Here is a 20,487-nt window from a genome sequence, read left to right on the forward strand (position 1 = left end):
TTTTTGATTTTTCAAATTTATTATATATTTCTGAATAATTGATGTCAATAGATTTTCAGAATATTCTTAGTTATATTTGAAACAATTGAAAATATCGTTTTCTTTTTGTCATTCTTTTATTTCAATCCTGTTATATAAAACAAATAATAACCTACTTTTAAATATTATTTTATCTGTTTCACATTAAATTTTGCAGTATTATAAAATTTATACTGCAAATAAATCAATTAATCTGTATTTTAACAAAAAATAAAAGAGCTTATACAATAACATATCGTTATATGTATCAGCTCTTTACTTTATAAAAATATATTTATTTTATATCTTCCGGAACCTCCAGTGTTATATTACCTATTTTACCTGTTCTAAATTCATTTAGCACAGTTGTTGCTGTTCTTGTGTAATCAATTTCTTTTCTTCCTGTTATGAAACCTCTTTTTCTTGCAATCATATCCATGGTTTCTATACCGCTTTCTCCAAGAGATTCAAGCTTATATCTTTCTCTAAGCTTTTCAGGCTCTATATCCATAAGTTTCTCTATAAGTCTTAGCGCAAGTGTTTCTATGTCAAGGATTTCGTCTTTTATAGCTCTTGTGAATGCAAGGTTAAGTGCAACATCCTGATCCTCAAACTTAGGCCACAGTATACCTGGAGTATCAAGAAGTTCAAGATTTCCTCTTAGTTTTACCCACTGTTTTCCCTTTGTAACACCTGGTCTATCTCCAGTCTGAGTACTTTTTCTTCCTGTAAGTTTATTTATAAGAGATGATTTTCCAACATTTGGAACACCAACAATCATTATTCTTATAGCTCTTTCTTTTCTTCCTTTTTCTTTAAGCTGTGCCATTTTTTCACTTACGGCATTTCTACACTCGTCTATTATCTTATTTACGCCGGTACCTTTCATGGCATCTATAGGAATAGCTTTTATTCCCTGTTCCTTGTAGTAGTTTATCCATCTGTTTAATTTTGCTCTATCTGATATATCACTTTTGTTAAGTACTACAACTCTAGGCTTTCCAGCAGTAAGCTTGTCTATATCGGGATTTTTGCTGCTGTATGGTATTCTTGAATCCAGAAGCTCCACAACAACATCTACAAGCTTCAGATTGTCTCTCATAAGGTCTTTTGTCTTTTTCATATGACCCGGATACCAGTTTATATTCAGGTTATCATCTCTAAGATATTCGTATTCGTCTCTTTTCATGTTTATCCTCCTATGTTATTTTTTATCCGCACATCAACTTGTTAAAAAATAGTTTTAAAGATTTATATAAATCAGTATTATATAATTGTAATTTTTATATCTCATCTATTATAGAAAAAGGACTGATAAAATTTAATCAGTCCCTTTTTTCTCATATTAAATCGGATCTTATTTGTATCCTTTTGCTTCTTTAACTTTAGCAGCTTTACCTACTCTGTTTCTTAAGTAACCAAGTTTAGCTCTTCTTACTTTACCTCTTCTAGTTACTTCTATTTTTTCTACTTTTGGTGAGTGTACTGGGAAAGTTCTTTCTACACCGCAGTTGAAAGACATTTTTCTAACAGTGAAAGTTTCTCTAGCTCCTCCACCCTGTCTTTTTAATACTACACCTTCGAATACCTGTATTCTTTCTCTTTTACCTTCCACGATTCTAACGTGTACTTTTACTGTGTCCCCAGGTCCAAAATTAGGAACTTCTGATTTTAACTGTTCGTTTTCGATTGCTCTTATTATTTCGTTCATTTTTCCTCCTAAAGTTCATAGACGTTCATTGCTGCTTGACCGGTGCACAGAGGAACGCCCGTATTTTCGACAAGTTATATTATACTACAAGCTTAACCTATCTGCAAGACTTTTTTAATAAATCCGGTCTTCTTTCTCTGGTTATTCTTATAGACTCATCTCTTCTCCATTTTTCAATATTTGCATGGTTTCCGGAAAGAAGTACATCCGGTACTTTCATTCCTTCAAACTCTCTCGGTCTTGTATAATGTGGGTATTCAAGAAGATTATTCTCAAATGACTCGTCTTCAAATGATTCATTCTGACCGAGAACCCCTGGTATAAGTCTTGATATAGAATCGATTATTATAAGTGCCGGAAGTTCTCCTCCTGTAAGCACATAATCTCCTATGGAAATTTCATCTGTAACAATCATATCGATTACTCTCTGATCGATCCCCTCATAATGGCCGCATAGAAGTATCACATCGTCCTCAAGAGACATTTCCTTGGCTATCTCCTGATTATATACCTTTCCTTTTGGTGTAAGGTATATAACCCTTGGATTTTCGATATTATTAGTTTTTATAATATGTCTGTATGTATCAACTATAGGCTGAGGTGTCATTACCATTCCAGCACCGCCGCCAAACGGATAGTCATCTACTTTTTTATGTTTATTTTCAGAGAAATCTCTTATATTATATACATTAAATTCTATAATCCCTTTTTCTATTGCTCTTTTCATGATACTCTCATTCATATATGAATTAATCATTTCAGGAAAGAGCGTCATAACGTGAAATCTCATACTATCACCTAGTCCTCAAGCATTCCCTTTATAGGGTCTATTATCATTTTTCCTTCTTCTATATCTATCTCAGGTACAAATTTCATAACTGCAGGGATAAGGAATTCCTTACCTTCATCATTTTTTATTACATATACATCATTTGCTGCATACTGAAGCACATCCTTTAAGACTCCCACTCTTTCACCAGATACTGTGAATACTTCTATTCCTATCATATCCGCTATGAAGAATTCTCCTTCTTCAAGCTCAAATGATTCATCTCTTGATACGTAGATATTTTTTCCAACAAGCCTCTCAGCATCTTCTACTCTATCTATACCTTTTATTTTCATTATTACAAGATTTCCTTTGTATCTGACGTTTTCCATTTCCCATTCCGTATCTCTGTCATTTCCAAGATAGAAAACTTCAAGAAAATCAAATCTGTATATATCATCTGTTGAAGGAAGAACTCTGACATCACCTTTAAGACCCTGAGTCTTTACTATCTTCCCAACTTTAAAATGAGTTACTTTTTCCATAATAATTATCCACCTTATATATTAATTGGTATATATTTAACTTTCTACTATATTGTAAAAAAGGATTAGGTCAGAAAGACCTAATCCTGGTTATACTATTTCAAGAGAAACTTTTATCTTCTCTTTGTTTGCAACAGATCTGACAACAGTTCTGATAGCTTTTGCTATTCTTCCCTGCTTTCCGATAACCTTACCCATATCGTCAGGTGCAACAGTAAGTTTAAGGATTATTTCACCATTTTCTTCTGTTTCCACAACAACTACTTCATCGGGGTTATCAACCAGAGCCTTAGCTATATCTACAACTAGCTCTTTCATCATATCCAACATCTCCTATTATTTAGAAGTTTTAACACCGTTCTGCTCTAATAATTTTTTAACTGTATCTGTTGGCTGAGCTCCTGTAGCTAACCATTTTTCAGCACTTTCAGTGTTTATTTTAACTACTTTTGGCTCTACTACTGGGTTGTAGTATCCTATTTCCTCTATGAATTTACCATCTCTTGGAGCTCTTGAATCAGCTACTACTATTCTGTAGAAAGGTTTTTTGTTAGCTCCCATTCTTTTTAATCTTATTTTAACTGCCATTACAGCCACCTCCGAAAATTTTTCTATATTTTTGTTTTATTATTTAAAAAAAGGTAATCCGGCAAAACCGCCCCTTTTCTTCTTACCTTTGCCACCAGTCATTCCTGTAAACATCTTCATCATTTTTTTCATTTCATTAAGCTGTTTTATAAGTCTGTTTACGTCCTGTACCGATGTTCCGCTTCCTTTCGCTATTCTTTTCTTTCTGGAAGCATTCAGTATAGAAGGATTTCTTCTCTCTTCTATTGTCATTGACTGGATTATAGCCTTTGTTCTTTTCATTTCTTTTCCATTAAGGTCTACATTTCCAAGCTGGTCCTTTAACTGACCCATACCAGGCATCATACCAAGTATTTTTTCCATCGATCCCATTTTCTGAATCTGCTCAAACTGTGAAAGCAAATCCTCAAAATCAAATTCCTGTTTTCTCAGTTTCTGCTCAAGTTTTTTTGCTTCTTCAAGATCGACTGTTTCCTGGGCTTTTTCTATAAGACTCAGAACATCACCCATGCCAAGAATTCTTGAAGCCATTCTGTCCGGATGGAAAGGTTCTATATCGTCAAGTTTTTCACCCATACCTATGAATTTTATAGGTTTGTTTGTTACAGCTCTTATAGATAGCGCTGCACCACCTCTTGTATCACCATCAAGCTTTGTAAGAACAACACCGTCTATTCCAAGAGCTTCATTGAAGCTTTCTGCAACATTTACGGCATCCTGTCCTGTCATTGCATCGACAGTAAGAAGTATCTCATGAGGTTTAACCTCAGCTTTGATATTTTTAAGCTCATCCATAAGAAGTTCGTCAACATGAAGTCTACCGGCAGTATCTATTATTACTATATCGTTTGAATTCGCTTTTGCGTGTTCAAATCCGGCCTTTGCTATATTTACAGGATTTTCCTTGTCTCCCATAGAGAAAACCGGAATATCCAGTTTTTCACCAACTACCTGAAGCTGTTTTATGGCTGCCGGTCTGTATACGTCACACGCAACAAGAAGCGGCTTTTTACCCTGTTTTTTCAGGTATCCACCAAGTTTTCCAGAAGTAGTTGTCTTACCTGCCCCCTGAAGACCAACCATCATTATTACTGTAGGTGGCTTCGATGATATCATTATCTTACTCTGAACATCACCCATAAGTGCAGTAAGCTCTTCATTGACTATCTTTATAACATGCTGACCTGGTGTTAAGCTCTGCATAACCTCCTGACCAACACATCTTTCCTGTACCTTCTTTATAAATTCCTTTACAACTTTGAAGTTTACGTCTGCCTCTAAAAGAGCCAGCTTAACTTCTCTCATTGCATCTTTTACATCCTTTTCAGAAAGCTTTCCCTTTGATTTAAGTTTGCCGAAAGCGTTCTGAAGTTTATCAGATAATCCTTCAAATATCATTCTATTATCCCCCTGCATATTTCTTCTATTTTTTCCAGTTCAGGGATTAAATCCATGCACTCTTTTCTTTCAGAAAGAGTACATCTAATGTCAACAATTCTATCTTTTATAAGATTTATTGTCTCTTCCTGTTTCTGAAGCTTAGATACAAGATGAAGTTTTTGTTCATATTCCTTCATTGTCTTTTCAGATCTTTTGAGCGTATCGTACACACCCTGTCTTGATACGTTCAGATTTTCACTTATTTCACCCAATGAATAGTCCTCCTCATAATAAAGAGAAACTATTTCTCTCTGTTTTTCAGTAAGTAAATCCTTATACTGCTCAAACAGCTGTCCAACCTCTATCATCTTATCAAGATTCATATCTTCACTTCCTAAAGTAAATAGTGTAAAGGTTAATTACTTTACACTATGATATTTTATATTATTCACCCTGTCTTGTCAACGATTTTTATTGAAAAAATAACTTTTTTGTGTAACAGACTAGTTTCCAAAAAGAGCGTCTGTAAATGAATCAGCATCAAAATCCTGAAGATCTTCAACTCTTTCACCTACACCTATAAGTTTTACAGGTACGTCAACTTCTGATTTAACAGCAAGAACTACACCACCTTTTGCAGTTCCATCAAGTTTTGTAAGAGCTATTCCCGTTATATCTGCCACCTCTTTGAATGTTTTCGCCTGCACAACCGCATTCTGTCCTGTTGTAGCATCAACTACAAGAAGCACCTCTCTTTTTGCTTCCGGGAATTCTCTGTTTATTATTTTGAATATTTTTCCAAGCTCATTCATAAGATTTGCTTTATTATGAAGTCTTCCTGCTGTATCACAGATAAGTACATCCACATGTCTTGCTTTTGCAGCTTTTATAGCGTCAAATACAACAGCACCTGGATCAGCTCCCTCCTGATGCTTAACTATATCAGTACCTGTTCTTTTTGCCCATATATCAAGCTGCTCTGTCGCTGCTGCTCTGAATGTATCAGCTGCTGCAAGCATAACCTTTTTCCCCTCTGATTTATATCTTGAGGCAAGTTTTCCTATAGTTGTAGTTTTACCGACACCATTTACTCCAACCATAACTATTATGCATGGAGATGGTTCTACGTCAAGTTTACATTCTCCATTGCTAAGTATTTCTCTAACTATTGATTTAAGTTCATCTCTTACCAGCATAGGATCAGTTATTTTCTTTCTTCTTACTCTGTCTTCAAGCTGTTCTATTATTTCCATTGTAGTGTTTACACCTACATCTGCTGTTATAAGTACTTCTTCAAGGTCTTCAAAAAGTTCTTCATCAACGCTTGTGTATGATTTTAAAACCTCGTCTATTCTGTCTGTTATACCCTGTTTTGCCTTTTCAAGTCCTTTTTTAAGTCTTGCAAAAAGACCTTCTTTTTTTTCTGTAGGTTTTTCTCTTCCTTCATTAAGCTCAACTGTACTTTCTTTTACAGAAACATCTTCAGTAACTTCCTCTACAGAAATAGTTTTCTCAGATACTTCAAGTTCAGTTTCTTCAACAGTGTTGTATTCCGTTTCAGAAATCTCATCTGATTCAGTATTATCAGTTTCTTCTTTTATATCTTCTGTTTTTTCAGCTTCAGAGTCTGCCACTTCTTCCTCTACCTTATTTTCTTCCTCTATAGAAACAGTCTCATCATTTATTATTTCCTCTGTTTCCACTTCAGAGGATTCAGTTTCCTCGTTTACTGATATCTCCTCTATTTTTTCTTCTTCTTTTTTACTTTTGCCAAATCCAAACAGTTTTTTAAACATAAATACCTCCACTATCTTAAGTCTGTCATTTTTTCGGCTTCATCAAGTTTTACACTTATTATTTTTGATACACCTTTTTCCTGCATAGTTACACCATATATGTATTCAGCAGCCTGCATAGTTCCTCTTCTGTGAGTAACAGCTATAAACTGTGTTCTTTCTGAAAGTTCATTCAGGAATTTTCCGAATCTATATACATTTATATCGTCAAGAGGAGCCTCTATCTCGTCAAGTATACAGAAAGGAGTCGGTCTTGAAAGTATTATCGCAAAAAGTATGCTTATAGCAGTAAGTGCCTTTTCTCCACCTGAAAGAAGGTTTATATTTTTCATTTTCTTTCCCGGAGGCTGAGCTGTTATAATTATATCACTTTCAAGTATGTTTTCTTTATCTTCAATAGAAAGATGTCCCTTTCCACCTCCGAAAAGTTTAGAATATACTTCCGAAAAATTCTTTGATATTTCCTCAAATTTTATCTTAAACTCAGATTTCATATTTGTCTCAAGTTCATCTATTAGAGATTTTATTGAGCCTATTGAATCTTCAAGGTCTGATTTCTGTTCACTGTAAAGATCAAATCTTTCTTTTATAGAAGTATATTCTTCTATTGCATCCAGATTGATGTTTCCAAGACCTTTTATTTTTCTTTTCAGAGATTCAATTTCTTTCTTTGTAATAGATATCGTATCGTCTCTCATATCACAGGCCTGAACAAATGTCATTTCATACTGTTCAAATAGTCTGTTGAGATAATTATCCTTACCTGATTTAAATCTCTCAAGTCTCGATTCAACCTTAAACCTTTCTTCCCTCAAGTCAAGAAGTTCTCTTTCCATGTTTTTAAGGGTTACAGATGATTTATCATATTTTGATTTCATTTCATCTCTGGATAATTTTTTGTTTTCAAGTAATGAAATGGCCTCTGAAAGCATTGATGAAACTTTTTCTTTTTCCTTTGTTTCATTATTCTTTTGTTCATCCAGAATTTTTATACTTTCTTCGTCTGCTTTTATTTCATCTAAAAGTCTGCTTATATTATTTTCTGTTTCTTTGTTCTCTCCATCGAGTCTCTCTATTTCAGAATCCATTGATTCTATCTCTTTTTTAACAGAGATAAGCTCTCTGTTCATAGCTTCAAACTCTTCTCTTTGAGAATCATATTTTTTTCTAAGTTCTATAAGCTGTTTAGAAAGTTTTTCATCCTCTTTTCTATCATTTTCAATCTGATTATCAACTTTATCTGCTTCCAATTTTATTTCTTTTATTTTAGAAACAGTATAATTCATATTAGAGCTTATACTCTCTCTTTCTCTTTCCAGCTTTTCTATAGATTCATTACATCTTTTTATATCATTTCTTATATTTGAAAGTTCAGCTTCTCCTGAAGTTATCTCTCTTTCAGTATGCAATATATTTTCTGAAAGTCTTTCTTTTTCAGTGTTGAGATTTTTATAATCAGATTCAAGTTTATACCTGCTGATTTTCTCATCTGCTATAATAGTTTTTATTTTTTCTATTTTATCTTTGTATTCATCTATAAGTCTTCCTCTTGAAAGTATACTTGTAGATCCTTTTATACTACCACCTGTCATAGCTCCCCCAGGATTGAATATTTCACCATCCAGTGTGGCTATTTTAAACTTGTAGTCTGTATCTTTCGCAAATTGTATAGCATCATCCATATCTTTTGCTACAAGAGTTTTTCCAAGCAGATTTTCAACTATGTTTCTGTATTTTTCATCACAGATTACAATATCAGATGCGATTTCTACCGATATATCTGATTTTACTCTATCCATGTCAATTCTAAGAGGTTTTATTATATTTACAGGAAGGAACGTTACTCTCCCACCTTCTACTTTCTTCAGATATTCTATCGCTTCTTTTGCACTCTGCTCGTCTTCTGTTATAATATTCTGCATAGCTGCACCAAGTGCTGATTCTATAGCTTTTTCGTATTTTTCGGATACTTTTACAACCTGTGCAACAGCACCATCTATGCCTCTCAAATGATTATTCTTCAGTACTTTTTTTACACCTTTTTTGAATCCCTCGTACTGATTTTCCATATCTACATATATATCAAGTTTTGACTGATTGTCATTTCTCTCAAACTGCAGCTTGGTTATCCTATCATTTATAGAGCTTATATCTGATGTCACACTTTCTATATCAGACGTATTTTTTTCTATTTTATTTTTTATATCAGTTTTTTCTTTATTTAAATTCTGAATTCTTTCTTCTGATATCTTTTCTGCTTTTTTATAGGACTTTTTATCAAGTTCAATCTGTTCTGTTTCATTATCTATATCCTGCCATCTGTTCTCCATATTTTCTCGGTTTGTTTCAAGAACAGATAATCTGTTGGATATTTCCTGACTTGTGTTCATTGCCTGTATCACTCTATCTTTTATCTCTTCTATATTTTTTTCTATACTTTCAATCTGCTCTTTATTTACTTTATTAGAAGTTCCACTTTTTTCAATTTTTTCTTCAGATAGAGTCATATCAGAAATTTTTTGAGTTTTCTCAACTTCTTTTTCCTTTATTTTGGCTGTATTGATATCTATATTATTTTTTCGATCCTGTATCTCTCTATTTTTTCTCTCTATTTCATTTCTTTTGTTGTTTCTTCTTTCCTCTATAAGATTTAACTCAGCATCTTTCTTGTTTACAACTTCTCTCAGAGATGATACATATTCTCCGTCTTTTTCTATATCTGAATCAGCTATTCTCATATCTTCATCAATATCTACAAGATTTTCTTCTTCTAATTTTACTTTCCTGATGTATTCTGAAATTTTCTCGTCTTTTTCTTTTAGCTGTTTTTCAGTTTCCTTTACTTCTTTTTCTATCCTATCTATCTCTCTAAGGAAGCTATTTACTTCTAGAACCTTTAGATTTTTGTCTAACTCCACAAACTGCTCGGCTTTTTCCTTTTGAATTTTCATAGGGCCAATCTGTTTTTCAAGTTCAAAATATATATCGTTTATTCTCTCGAGGTTTTCAGATGTATTTTTAAGATTTTTTTCAGCCTCAAGCTTTCTATATCTGTATTTTGATATACCACAGGCTTCATCAAATACTTTTCTTCTTGAAGAACCTGTTGTATTCAATATATCATCTATTTTTCCCTGCTCAATTATAGAATAACTGTCTTTTCCTACTCCAGTATCAAGAAAAAGTTCTTTTATATCCTTCATTCTGCACTGTTTTCCATTTATGAAAAACTCACTTTCTCCACTCCTGTAGGCTCTTCTTTTTACTGTTATTTCAGTAAATTCAAGATCTATTTCTCCATCACTGTTGTCTATTGTAAGAGCAGCTTCACAGTAATTCATCGCTTTTTTCTTATCTGAACCTGCAAAAATAACGTCTTCAACTTTATCACCACGAAGACTTTTCATACTCTGTTCTCCAAGAACCCATCTTACAGCATCAGAAATATTACTTTTTCCACTTCCATTTGGTCCAACTACAGCTGTTATACCTTTGTTGAATACAATTTCTGTTTTCTCCGGGAATGATTTGAACCCTCTAAGCTCAATCCTTTTTAAGTGCATTCACCTGTCCCCTTTCTGATAATTTATAATTCGTATATCTTATAAAGTTCTCTGTATATTGAATCAATATCGATTTTCTTTACAAGATTTCCATCAGCATATATAAGCATCATATCATCCGATATATCCATTTCAACAGCTTTCATAGATGCATTATATTTATTTCTGATATACTGCACATTTGATTTTTTGTTTCCTATTACCTTTGATATATTTTTTCTGGAAACACCTATTTTTATTTCAGATACATCCGTACCCGAAATAATACTATCTATATAGTCTTTTATCATTTCAGATTCTACAAGTTCTCTAAATGCAGGATGATATGGTCCAGCCACTACATCTTTTCCTTCCTGTATATCATCTGTCGCCTGAAGCCCAACTCTTATAACATTTATATTGTGCATATTATAAAGAACAAGAAGTTTTTTTACTATAGATATACTCTTTTCAAGGTCAAGCGGTTTATATTCTCCACTTTCAAGCAATCTTTCAAGACCTGTCTCCTTTATAACAAGTGTCGGATATATTCTTACACAGAATGGATTCATTTTTATAAATTCCTTTGCTGTATAAATACATTTTTCTTCAGTATCTGATGGAAGTCCAACCATCATCTGAAGACCGAGATTTATTTCATGCTTCTTTATAAGTTCGGCACTTTTATATACCACCCGGGCACTATGACCTCTTACACTATCGACAAGAACATTCTCATCAAGAGACTGTACCCCTAACTCTATTATTGTAGTTCCATATGATTTTACCATTTCAAGAATTTCATCATCTATGCAGTCCGGTCTTGTAGACATTCTTATATCCTGAACCACACCTTTATCTACATATTCTTTGGCTACGGCAAGAAGTGATTTCTGTATTTCCGGATCAATAGCCGTAAAACTTCCACCAAAAAATGCTATTTCAACTGAAGCATCAGGATCTATTGTAGGAAGACATTTTTCTATTATATCTCTTACATCATCAGGAGTAACTGTAGTACATACACCTGTTATTTTCTGCTGATTACAGAATATACAGTCGTGCGGACAACCCTGATGTGGAACAAAAATAGGTATTATTCTCTTTTTCATTATTCTTCCTCCACAAAACTTTTTCCAAAAATATTCTCAAGTGCTGCTCTTGCTGCATCCTGTTCAGCTTCTTTTTTACTTTTTCCACTTCCACTTCCAAGACTTTTTTCATTTACTCCGGCCATCATTACAAAAGTCTTGTTGTGGTCAGGACCAATCTCTTCTATAAGTCTATACCATATATTACTTGCTCCATTTTTCTGAAGTTCCTCCTGAAGCTGAGTCTTGTAATCCTTGTACATTTTTCCATCAATAGAATCTTTTATTATATTTCTAAGATTTGAAAGTATAAACTTTGATGCAGGCTCCATTCCTCCATCAAGATAAATAGATGCAATAAGCGCCTCAAATGCATCTGCAAGAATAGATTTTCTCTCTCTTCCACCTGTGATTTCCTCTCCCTTTCCAAGAAGAAGGTGACTTCCAAGATCTATTTTTCTGGCAGCTCTGCTTAACGACTCTTCACATACTATATTTGCTCTAAGTTTTGTAAGTTCCCCCTCCGGAACAGATGTTTCTTTTTTGAATATATAATCACTTATTACAATTCCAAGTACAGAGTCTCCTAAAAACTCCATTCTTTCATTGTATCTGAAATTTTTATTTTCATTGGAATATGAACTGTGAGTAAGTGCTTCAAGTACATAATCTCTATTTTTAAATCTATATCCTATGACATCTTCAAGGCTGTCTATATTTTCCTTTATCTCTCTGAATGAAATATCATTTCCACTCATACACAAACCTCCCTCTATTAATAATATATTTATCTGTATCATTTATTATCATCAATTGTATCATAAAAAAATGCCTATGAAACAGAAAATCTCATAGGCATTTTTCAATTGCACATAAATTAGACTATTCTTCTTCACAGCAGCAGTCACATGATGAACACTCGTCTTCATCTTCATCATCGAAATCTTCTGCAGAAAGAATTACTTCATCACAATAAGGACATATTATATCTACATCGTCATCGTAAAGTTCATCTTCATCAATTTCCACTAATTCACCGCAATATGGGCATTCCATTTCTATATAGCTGTAGTCTTCGTCGTCATCTTCAAACTCTTCATCAAGATCATCATATAAGTCGTCAAGCTCATCTTCCATATCTTCAACTTCTTCAACAAGATCATCAAAATCTTCTGTAAGGTCGTCAAAGTCTTCTGCAAGCTCCTCAAACTCATCAAATAAATCAGCAAGATCTGAATCCATTTCTTCAACATATTCACGAAGATCTCTATTTTCAGCCTGAAGTCTATCCATTGCATCAGCGAAATGTCCAAGAGTTTCTATAACTTTTGTCATCACCTTTCCAGTGTTGCCGTCTGCAGCTATTTCCATTCCCTCAGCTAATCCTTTTAGATACGCAACGTCTTCTTTTAAATGTTTCATGTAATACCCCTCGCCTTCATTTTTATTTAATCAGAGAGTCATATACAAAGACTCTTCAATTATAAATTAATTAGTTGTTTACTCTTGATAGATATTCACCTGTTCTTGTGTCTATTTTTATCTTGTCTCCTTCGTTTATGAATAAAGGAACCTGTACTACTGCACCAGTTTCAACTGTAGCTGATTTAGTTACGTTACTTGCAGTATCTCCTTTTATTCCTGGCTCAGTTTCAGTTACTTCAAGCTCAACAAAGTTTGGTCCTTCTACCTGGAATGGGCTTCCCTGGAAGAATCTTATTGTAGCTATTTCATTTTCTTTCATGAATTTTATAGCATCTTCAACCCGCTCATAATCTAGAGGTATCTGATCATAAGTTTCTTCATCCATGAAGTAGTATAATTCACCGTCATTGTATAGATACTGCATCTGCTTAGTTTCTATCTGAGCTTTAGGGAATTTATCACTTGGGTTGAAAGCTTCCTCTCTTATAGCTCCTGTTATAAGGTTTTTATATTTTGTTCTTACGAAAGCTGCACCTTTTCCAGGTTTAACGTGCTGGAAATCAACAACTAGACATGGCTGTCCGTCTTTTTCAAAAGTTACACCTTTTCTAAATTCACTTGCTGTTACCATATTGTCCCTCCATATAATTAAATATTAAAACCGCATCGGTTAAACTATATTATGCCTTTTTATAAGAATTCATAATACTTCTAATATCATAATATCATATATGGCACGTTATTAACAAGTATTTTAATGCTTTAGGTATTTATTTTAAGTACTTCCGAATTAATTTCATATTTAGCATATTACGTATCTTTAATTTCTAACATTTCTCATTCTAATCGATATAAATTTTTCGTATAAACTATCATCCAGTTTCATTACAAGCTTTAGTTCTACTGTTTTTCCTACTTTATACTGTCTTACCTGTAGAGTATCTATATATGTACCTATTTCGTATACACTTCCTCCCTTATGAACAGATATTTTATTATTTGAGGAAGAAATCCTTATAGATAATTTTTCATTATATATTGTTCCCGATTCATTTTTTAGATACTGAGATAACTCTATTCTATCTATGTTTCTAAACTCCTCATCAGCTGATATTATTGTATTTCCCTTGTAAAATTTTATCGACTCCGAATTTCTCATCTCTCTTTTTATAAATCGTTCAATCTCATTTGCCTGTTCGTACAATTCCACATAACAATCATCTTTTTCTATAATTTTTGTTGAATTTTCCATAGCTGATGCCACAGAAAGCATAACACAAAGGGATATACATATCGAAATCGCAGCTTCTACAAAAATATATCCCTTTCTTTTCTTTATATACTTTTTATTCATTATTTCTCCTCCTTTAAAAGAATTCTCCCTGTTGGAGGAGTGATGGTTATTGTCCTGTTTATATCTCCAGGACCTTCTATATATACAGTTCCTGCATCAGGACAACTTCCGGATTCTCTGAACTCTATTTCACTCTTTCTGTATCTCGATTTTATACCTTTTGGAAAATATACTGTCTTTTTCGTACTATTAAAATCCCTTATCTTGTATCCATATCCATCCTTATCATTAAAAAATCTGAGTTTATATCCACTTCTACCAGATACTGCACAATTTTTAACATACCTTATATCAGAACATAACATACCTGCCCGACCTCTGTTTATTGCATCACTATTGTCTGAAAATACTACAGCTGTACTTAAAAGCATAACCGCCAGTACATATCCGATTATAAGTTCTGTAAGATTCAAAAAACTCACCCCTCATCAGTACTCCCTATCTATTCGGAATACAATTGCATCCTCTGCATTATAATGCTCTACTGTTTCTGCATCTTCAATCCGATCTATTTCTTCATCCGTTTTTTCTTCATTATTTACCCCGGTCGCACTTTCTTCATTATTATTCTTTTGATTTTCTTCTTCCGGTTCTTTTTCTTCCTCTTCTTTAAACAGATTGTATAAATCTACATTTACCTGAATATCCTTTTTTACATCTTTATTTGTACAGCTGCATATAATTATAAATTTGTACCGTCCGGAACCATTTTGTATTATTTCTCCATTCTGTACTTTTATCTTTGCTCCTTCTATCGGTATGATTTCACTATTTTCTATATATTCGATATATTCATTTCTTCCAGCTGTGCTTTCTATAAGACTTTTAAACTGACCTCTTTTTGAACATCTGTCATAAAATGATTGTGTAATTTCTATTACCCTTGCTTTGACTACTATAGAAACTCCTTCTGCTCTTCTCAGGATATTTTCAGACTCTACTACCATATTCCTTGATATATACCGACTTTTTATCCTTTCATGCACAGAGATACACATCACTGTTATAAGTGTCAAAACTACAAGAGATGCTATACATACACTTCCTTTTCTTTTATGCGGATATTTTTTCATATCCTTCCACCTCTATTCTATAATATCCATCATCTATGACAACTTCCGCTTTGTATATATCCCTTTTTTCATCGATACATAATATCCTGCATATAGCCTTATATCCCTCTTCTGTGTTCAGTATGTATACACCTGGATTTGTATTTATTCCATTTTCTATATCCTCAAGCATAATATTCAGTTCTCTTTCAGCTACATATACATAATCATTTTTTTCTATGCTGTCTGATGTCGAGTCTGATAAATCATATACCGATACAGATAACATATATACTATCAATATCATCACTGATAGCGCCGCCAGTGAGTCAATTACTACAAAACCATTTCTTCTATTTTTCAGTATTAGATTTTTAGATATTGTTTTTATATTTATTCCGGCTTTTATTTACAATCATCTCCCTCAATTCTTTTGCTGTATCCTTGTCTATAATACACTCATTCCATATTTCAAATGCTGTTATTCCCTGATTTATAAGCATCTCTATTCCATAAATTGTATCAAGTGAATTTTTTTCAGCCCATTTTATAAATTCAGTACGGTGTGGTTTGTAGACTATGTCATATACAACAGTATCTGATGATACAGATATACCAGCATCTACTGGACAATCATCACTTTCCATACCCACTGATGTTGTATTTATCAGAAAATCAGCATTTTCTATATCTTCTTTTGATACTGATTCTGATGATATAGACACAGATATTTCAAAATTTACATCCAATATATCCTTTATTATCTGTGCCTTTTCTATACTTCTGTTTCTCAGCTCTATATGTCCCGCTCCCTCTGATGCCAATTCAACTGCTATACTTCTGCACGCACCACCTGCTCCAAGTATAATTATTTTTTTCCCTTTTATTTCGTAGCCCCTGTCCTTTATCGCCTTTACAAATCCAGTTCCATCTGTATTGTATCCTTTTAGAATACCACCTATATTTTTGACAGTATTTACTGCTCCTATTATCTTTGCATTTTCATCTATCTCATCGAGAAATTCCATAATATCAATTTTGTGAGGTATTGTAACATTGAATCCCCCTATATCCATAAGTTTCACAGCATCGATGAATCTTTTTAGATTTTCCTTTTCTATTCTATTGCACATATATACACCATTTATATTTTCTCTATCAAAAAGATAATTGTGTATATCTGGAGATAAACTGTTAGAAACAGGATCTCCTATCAGGCAGTAAAGTCTAGTATCCGCATTTATATTCATATTGTTCTCCTTTCATATCTATTATCGACCGTTTTTTTATTTTTATTCATAAATAAAGTATATCATACAAAATAAGGACCACATTGTATTAATGTGATCCTTATCTTTATATTTATTATACTTATATACTAGCCAGTATCTCTGATATTTCTGTTATATTTTTCTTTCCAAACATTACCTGTTCATCGTTTATTATCATGCATGGTACACTCATTATACTGTATCTGTTTTTAAGTTCTTCAAAATGCATTATATCGTATATACTTACATTTATATTTTTGTTTAATGATGCTGCCCTCTGAACTGCCATTACAAGTTCAGGGCACATTGTGCACGAAAGTGATATAGCTATTTTTATATCTATATTCTTGTCAATAGATTCAATCTTCTCTTTAATTTTTGAATCTATCGGCTGTCCAGGGCCTGCTGCATTGTACAGTGCTATTATAAATGAATTGAACTCATGACCTCCTGGAACTGCACAGTATCTTATACCCGTATATTCTCCATTTCCATTGTATATCATCATTGATGATGGCTCATCATCAGAAATTTCCTCATATACAAATTTTATCTTGCCACACAGTTTTGAAAACTCCTCAGAAAAACCTTTCAACTCATTTGAAAATGCTGTGTTATTCAGATTTACTTTTACAGTTATATTATTTTCAAACTTCTCAAATACAGGTTTTAGAGATTCCTTTATATTGTCGTCTATAAATGAGTCTGAAGATATGTTCTCAGAAGTTTCTTTGTTTACTTCTGGCTTTGATTTTTTCATAGGTTCTCTTTTTATGCCGTATTTTCTGTGAACAGCGTATATGTCTTTTTCAAGAGATGTGGCTGCAATTGCTCCATCTGAAACAGCAGTTACAACCTGTCTAAGATTTTTTATACATATATCTCCGGCTCCATATACTGCGTCCTCAGAAGTTTTCTGATTTCTGTCTGTTACAAGATATCCCCTTTCGTCTGTTTCAAGTACATCTTTGAATAATTTATTTGCTGGTTCATATCCGGCAAATACAAACATTCCAAAATTCTCTCCGTTTTGAGAATCATATCTGTATATTTTCCCTTCTTTTTTGTCTTCAAATACAGCGTACTGAAGAGATGACTCTCCACCTACTTCTTTTACTTCTGTATTGTACCTTACTTCTATCAGATCATTTTTAAGAACTTCTTCTACAATAGACTCGGCACAAGTAAAACTTTCACCTCTTACAAGAATAGTTACCTTTCTGGCGTATTTTGTAAGAAATATCGCTTCTTCGGCAGCTGCAAATCCACCACCTACTACAAATACTTCCTTGCCGGTGAAAAACTCACCGTCGCACGTTGCACAGTAGGCAACTCCTCTTCCTCTGAATTCTTCTTCGCCCTTAAATCCAGCTCTTCTAGGCGATGCTCCCGTTGCAAGTACTATACCGTATGTTTCTATTTCGCCTTTATCAGTATATATTTTTTTGACTTCCCCGCTGAAATCTATTTTTTCGACCTGTGCAAGCATAAACTCCGCTCCGAAGTTTTCCGCCTGTATTCTCATCCCTTCAGTAAGCTTTTTACCATCTGTACTTATAATCCCCGGATAGTTTACAACCTCAGAAGTTATAGTTATCTGTCCTCCAAATTTTTCTTTTTCTATTACAAGTACAGTGTACTGAGCTCTTGCAAGGTATATGGCAGCTGCAAAACCTGCCGCACCTCCACCGATTACTACAGCATCGTATTTTACCATAAAATCCCTCCTATATTTAAGGGCGGCACCTGATGATGCCACCCCACTCTTTTTTATAAAAGTCCTACAAGATCAAGACTTGGTTTTAATGTTTCAGCACCTGGCTTCCATTTTGCAGGGCAAACTTCATCTCCATGCTCTGCAACAAACTGAGATGCCTGTACTCTTCTGAATATTTCCTCTGCATTTCTTCCTATATTTCCTGCTATAACCTCGTATGCAACTATTTCTCCCTCAGGGTTTACTATAAAGTCTCCTCTTTCAGCTATTCCCTGATCTTCTATCATTACATCGAAATCTCTTGCAAGTTTTCCTGTAGGATCTGCAAGCATTGCGTACTGTATTTTCTTTATTCTATCTGAAGCATCGTGCCATGCTTTGTGTACAAAATGTGTATCGCATGATACTGAATATATATCACAGCCTATAGACTGGAAATCCTCGTATTTATCTGCAAGGTCTTCAAGCTCTGTTGGGCAAACAAACGTGAAGTCCGCTGGATAGAAGAAGAATAAACTCCATCTTCCTTTTATATCCTCAAGTGTAACCTCTTTGAATTCACCGTTTACATAGGCCTGAACCTTAAAATCACTTACTTTTTTTCCTATTAATGACATAGTATTCCTCCTTTTGATTTTATTATTTTATATTAAAGGCTTTTATTCCCGGATATACAGCCGCATTTCCAAGTTCTTCCTCTATTCTAAGAAGCTGATTGTATTTTGCAACTCTCTCACTTCTGCTAGGTGCTCCTGTTTTTATCTGGCATGTATTAAGTGCAACTGCCAGGTCAGCTATTGTTGTATCCTCAGTTTCACCTGATCTGTGAGATGTTACTGCAGTATATCCCGCCTTGTGGGCCATTTTTATAGCTTCAAGTGTTTCTGAAACTGTTCCTATCTGGTTAAGTTTTATAAGTATTGAGTTGGCAGATGAGTCGTTTATTCCTTTTTCAAGTCTCTCTGTATTAGTTACAAATAAGTCATCTCCTACAAGCTGTATTCTATCTCCCAGAACTTCTGTCATATACTTCCATCCATCCCAGTCTTCCTCATCAAGACCGTCTTCTATTGAATATATCGGATATTTATCGCAAAGCTCTTTCCAGTGCTGAACAAGTTCTTCTGATGTGAATTTTTTCTTGCATTTTGGAAGTATATATTCTCCTTTGTTTTCACCCTTCCATTCACTCGCTGCAGCATCCATGGCAAGTACAAAATCTTCTCCAGGTTTGTATCCTGCTTTTTCTATTGCTTTTAATATATATTCTATTGCCTCTTCATCGCTTTCAAGGTCAGGTGCAAATCCACCTTCATCTCCTACAGATGTCGCAAGTCCCTCTGATTTAAGTATTGCCCGTAGAGAATGGAATACCTCAGCACACCATCTAAGAGCTTCTGAAAAACTCTCTGCACCTACTGGCATTATCATAAACTCCTGTACATCCACAGTATTAGGTGCATGTGCTCCACCGTTTAATATATTCATCATAGGTACAGGAAGTCTGTTTGCATTTATTCCTCCTATAAATCTATACAGTGGTATCCCAAGAGACTCTGATGCTGCTCTTGCAGATGCTATAGATACTGCAAGTATTGCATTTGCTCCGAGATTTGACTTATCCTTTGTTCCATCTGCATCTATCATGGCCTTATCTATTGCATATATATCTGATGCATCCATTCCAACCAGTACATCATTTATAGTCGTATTTATATTTTCAACAGCTTTTAAAACTCCTTTTCCAAGGTATCTTTTTCCGTCCTTATCTCTAAGTTCAAGTGCTTCAAATTCTCCTGTAGATGCTCCACTCGGTGCAGCCCCTCTGGCCTTTGTTCCATCCGCAAGTGTAACTTCAGCCTCTACTGTAGGATTTCCCCTTGAATCTAATATTTCTCTTCCTGATATATTTATTATTTTAAGTTTTTCCATTTTTAGTTCCTCCTAATTCAATTAAGAATAGTGTATATAAGGATTTCCGTATAGATGACAACTGAGAAAAAATCTATACGGAGGATCCTTATGATTTATCCAGCTCGTCGAAGTTTATCGACCTATACTTAAAATAGCATTTTTAAAAAGCACTGTCAATGATATTAATTATCATTTTCTATTATATTGTGATAAATTTTCAGAAGAGTAAAATGATTAAATTTTTATAATAAGGGTACAGATGCTTTTGTATAGATTTTAAAAATATATAATTATCTTATAAAGTTTCATATATA

At 33.8% G+C, this 20,487-nt stretch carries 22 protein-coding genes; all 22 read right to left on the bottom strand.

Features of this window, described 5'->3' with window-relative positions; all coding sequences use genetic code 11:
* Nucleotides 1–313 precede the first annotated feature (313 nt).
* Nucleotides 314–1,207, bottom strand: coding sequence for a ribosome biogenesis GTPase YlqF (gene ylqF / locus EXD82_RS05365; protein WP_142535894.1), 894 nt, complete (start codon nt 1,205–1,207; stop codon nt 314–316).
* 168 nt (nt 1,208–1,375) lie between these two features.
* Nucleotides 1,376–1,729, bottom strand: coding sequence for a 50S ribosomal protein L19 (rplS, locus tag EXD82_RS05370; RefSeq protein ID WP_142535895.1), 354 nt, complete (start codon nt 1,727–1,729; stop codon nt 1,376–1,378).
* A gap of 97 nt (nt 1,730–1,826) precedes the next feature.
* A complete protein-coding gene (gene trmD / locus EXD82_RS05375) occupies nt 1,827–2,519 on the bottom strand; it encodes a tRNA (guanosine(37)-N1)-methyltransferase TrmD (RefSeq protein WP_142535896.1) in 693 nt (230 codons plus the stop codon).
* An 8-nt stretch (nt 2,520–2,527) separates the two neighbouring features.
* The gene (rimM, locus tag EXD82_RS05380) at nt 2,528–3,043 is read right to left on the bottom strand and encodes a ribosome maturation factor RimM (RefSeq protein WP_246082014.1); all 516 of its coding nucleotides are present in this window, start codon (nt 3,041–3,043) and stop codon (nt 2,528–2,530) included.
* 90 nt (nt 3,044–3,133) lie between these two features.
* The gene (locus tag EXD82_RS05385; RefSeq protein WP_142535972.1) at nt 3,134–3,361 is read right to left on the bottom strand and encodes a KH domain-containing protein; all 228 of its coding nucleotides are present in this window, start codon (nt 3,359–3,361) and stop codon (nt 3,134–3,136) included.
* Nucleotides 3,362–3,379: 18 nt separating this feature from the next.
* Entirely contained in the window at nt 3,380–3,631 is a 252-nt protein-coding gene (gene rpsP, locus EXD82_RS05390) for a 30S ribosomal protein S16 (protein WP_142535898.1), read from the bottom strand.
* Nucleotides 3,632–3,670: 39 nt separating this feature from the next.
* Entirely contained in the window at nt 3,671–5,029 is a 1,359-nt protein-coding gene (ffh, locus tag EXD82_RS05395; protein ID WP_142535899.1) for a signal recognition particle protein, read from the bottom strand.
* A complete protein-coding gene (ylxM, locus tag EXD82_RS05400) occupies nt 5,026–5,394 on the bottom strand; it encodes a YlxM family DNA-binding protein (protein ID WP_142535900.1) in 369 nt (122 codons plus the stop codon). The genes ffh and ylxM overlap by 4 nt, the downstream gene beginning before the upstream one ends.
* Before the next feature lie 120 nt (nt 5,395–5,514).
* Nucleotides 5,515–6,807: a signal recognition particle-docking protein FtsY gene (gene ftsY, locus EXD82_RS05405; protein ID WP_142535901.1), complete on the bottom strand. Its 1,293-nt coding sequence runs from the start codon at nt 6,805–6,807 to the stop codon at nt 5,515–5,517.
* An 11-nt stretch (nt 6,808–6,818) separates the two neighbouring features.
* Nucleotides 6,819–10,370 (bottom strand): chromosome segregation protein SMC, encoded by a 3,552-nt coding sequence (gene smc / locus EXD82_RS05410; RefSeq protein WP_142535902.1) that lies wholly within the window; start codon nt 10,368–10,370, stop codon nt 6,819–6,821.
* A gap of 23 nt (nt 10,371–10,393) precedes the next feature.
* Nucleotides 10,394–11,461 carry an elongator complex protein 3 gene (locus tag EXD82_RS05415; RefSeq protein ID WP_142535903.1) on the bottom strand — a complete coding sequence of 356 codons (1,068 nt, stop codon included), beginning with the start codon at nt 11,459–11,461 and terminating at the stop codon, nt 10,394–10,396.
* Nucleotides 11,461–12,198, bottom strand: a complete 738-nt coding sequence (gene rnc, locus EXD82_RS05420) for a ribonuclease III (protein WP_142535904.1) — start codon at nt 12,196–12,198, stop codon at nt 11,461–11,463. Before rnc ends, EXD82_RS05415 begins: the two co-directional genes overlap by 1 nt.
* Before the next feature lie 124 nt (nt 12,199–12,322).
* A complete protein-coding gene (locus EXD82_RS10300; protein ID WP_174919170.1) occupies nt 12,323–12,862 on the bottom strand; it encodes a CD1247 N-terminal domain-containing protein in 540 nt (179 codons plus the stop codon).
* A 70-nt stretch (nt 12,863–12,932) separates the two neighbouring features.
* On the bottom strand, nt 12,933–13,496 hold the full coding sequence (gene efp, locus EXD82_RS05430) for an elongation factor P (RefSeq protein ID WP_142535905.1): 564 nt from the start codon (nt 13,494–13,496) through the stop codon (nt 12,933–12,935).
* Between the two features lie 189 nt (nt 13,497–13,685).
* Complete coding sequence (locus EXD82_RS05435) at nt 13,686–14,219, bottom strand: hypothetical protein (RefSeq protein WP_142535906.1); 534 nt, start codon at nt 14,217–14,219, stop codon at nt 13,686–13,688.
* Nucleotides 14,219–14,632, bottom strand: a complete 414-nt coding sequence (locus EXD82_RS05440; RefSeq protein WP_142535907.1) for a hypothetical protein — start codon at nt 14,630–14,632, stop codon at nt 14,219–14,221. Before EXD82_RS05440 ends, EXD82_RS05435 begins: the two co-directional genes overlap by 1 nt.
* A 15-nt stretch (nt 14,633–14,647) precedes the next feature.
* The gene (locus EXD82_RS10305) at nt 14,648–15,292 is read right to left on the bottom strand and encodes a hypothetical protein (RefSeq protein WP_174919171.1); all 645 of its coding nucleotides are present in this window, start codon (nt 15,290–15,292) and stop codon (nt 14,648–14,650) included.
* On the bottom strand, nt 15,273–15,581 hold the full coding sequence (locus EXD82_RS05445) for a hypothetical protein (protein ID WP_142535908.1): 309 nt from the start codon (nt 15,579–15,581) through the stop codon (nt 15,273–15,275). The genes EXD82_RS10305 and EXD82_RS05445 overlap by 20 nt, the downstream gene beginning before the upstream one ends.
* A 64-nt stretch (nt 15,582–15,645) precedes the next feature.
* Nucleotides 15,646–16,521 (bottom strand): shikimate dehydrogenase, encoded by an 876-nt coding sequence (gene aroE, locus EXD82_RS05450; protein WP_142535909.1) that lies wholly within the window; start codon nt 16,519–16,521, stop codon nt 15,646–15,648.
* 121 nt (nt 16,522–16,642) lie between these two features.
* Entirely contained in the window at nt 16,643–18,259 is a 1,617-nt protein-coding gene (locus EXD82_RS05455) for an FAD-dependent oxidoreductase (RefSeq protein ID WP_142535910.1), read from the bottom strand.
* 53 nt (nt 18,260–18,312) lie between these two features.
* Complete coding sequence (ahpC, locus tag EXD82_RS05460) at nt 18,313–18,876, bottom strand: alkyl hydroperoxide reductase subunit C (protein WP_142535911.1); 564 nt, start codon at nt 18,874–18,876, stop codon at nt 18,313–18,315.
* Nucleotides 18,877–18,898: 22 nt separating this feature from the next.
* On the bottom strand, nt 18,899–20,191 hold the full coding sequence (eno, locus tag EXD82_RS05465; RefSeq protein ID WP_142535912.1) for a phosphopyruvate hydratase: 1,293 nt from the start codon (nt 20,189–20,191) through the stop codon (nt 18,899–18,901).
* Nucleotides 20,192–20,487: the final 296 nt, after the last annotated feature.

The sequence above is a fragment of the Peptacetobacter hominis genome (assembly GCF_006861675.1).
Lineage (GTDB): Bacteria > Bacillota > Clostridia > Peptostreptococcales > Peptostreptococcaceae > Peptacetobacter > Peptacetobacter hominis.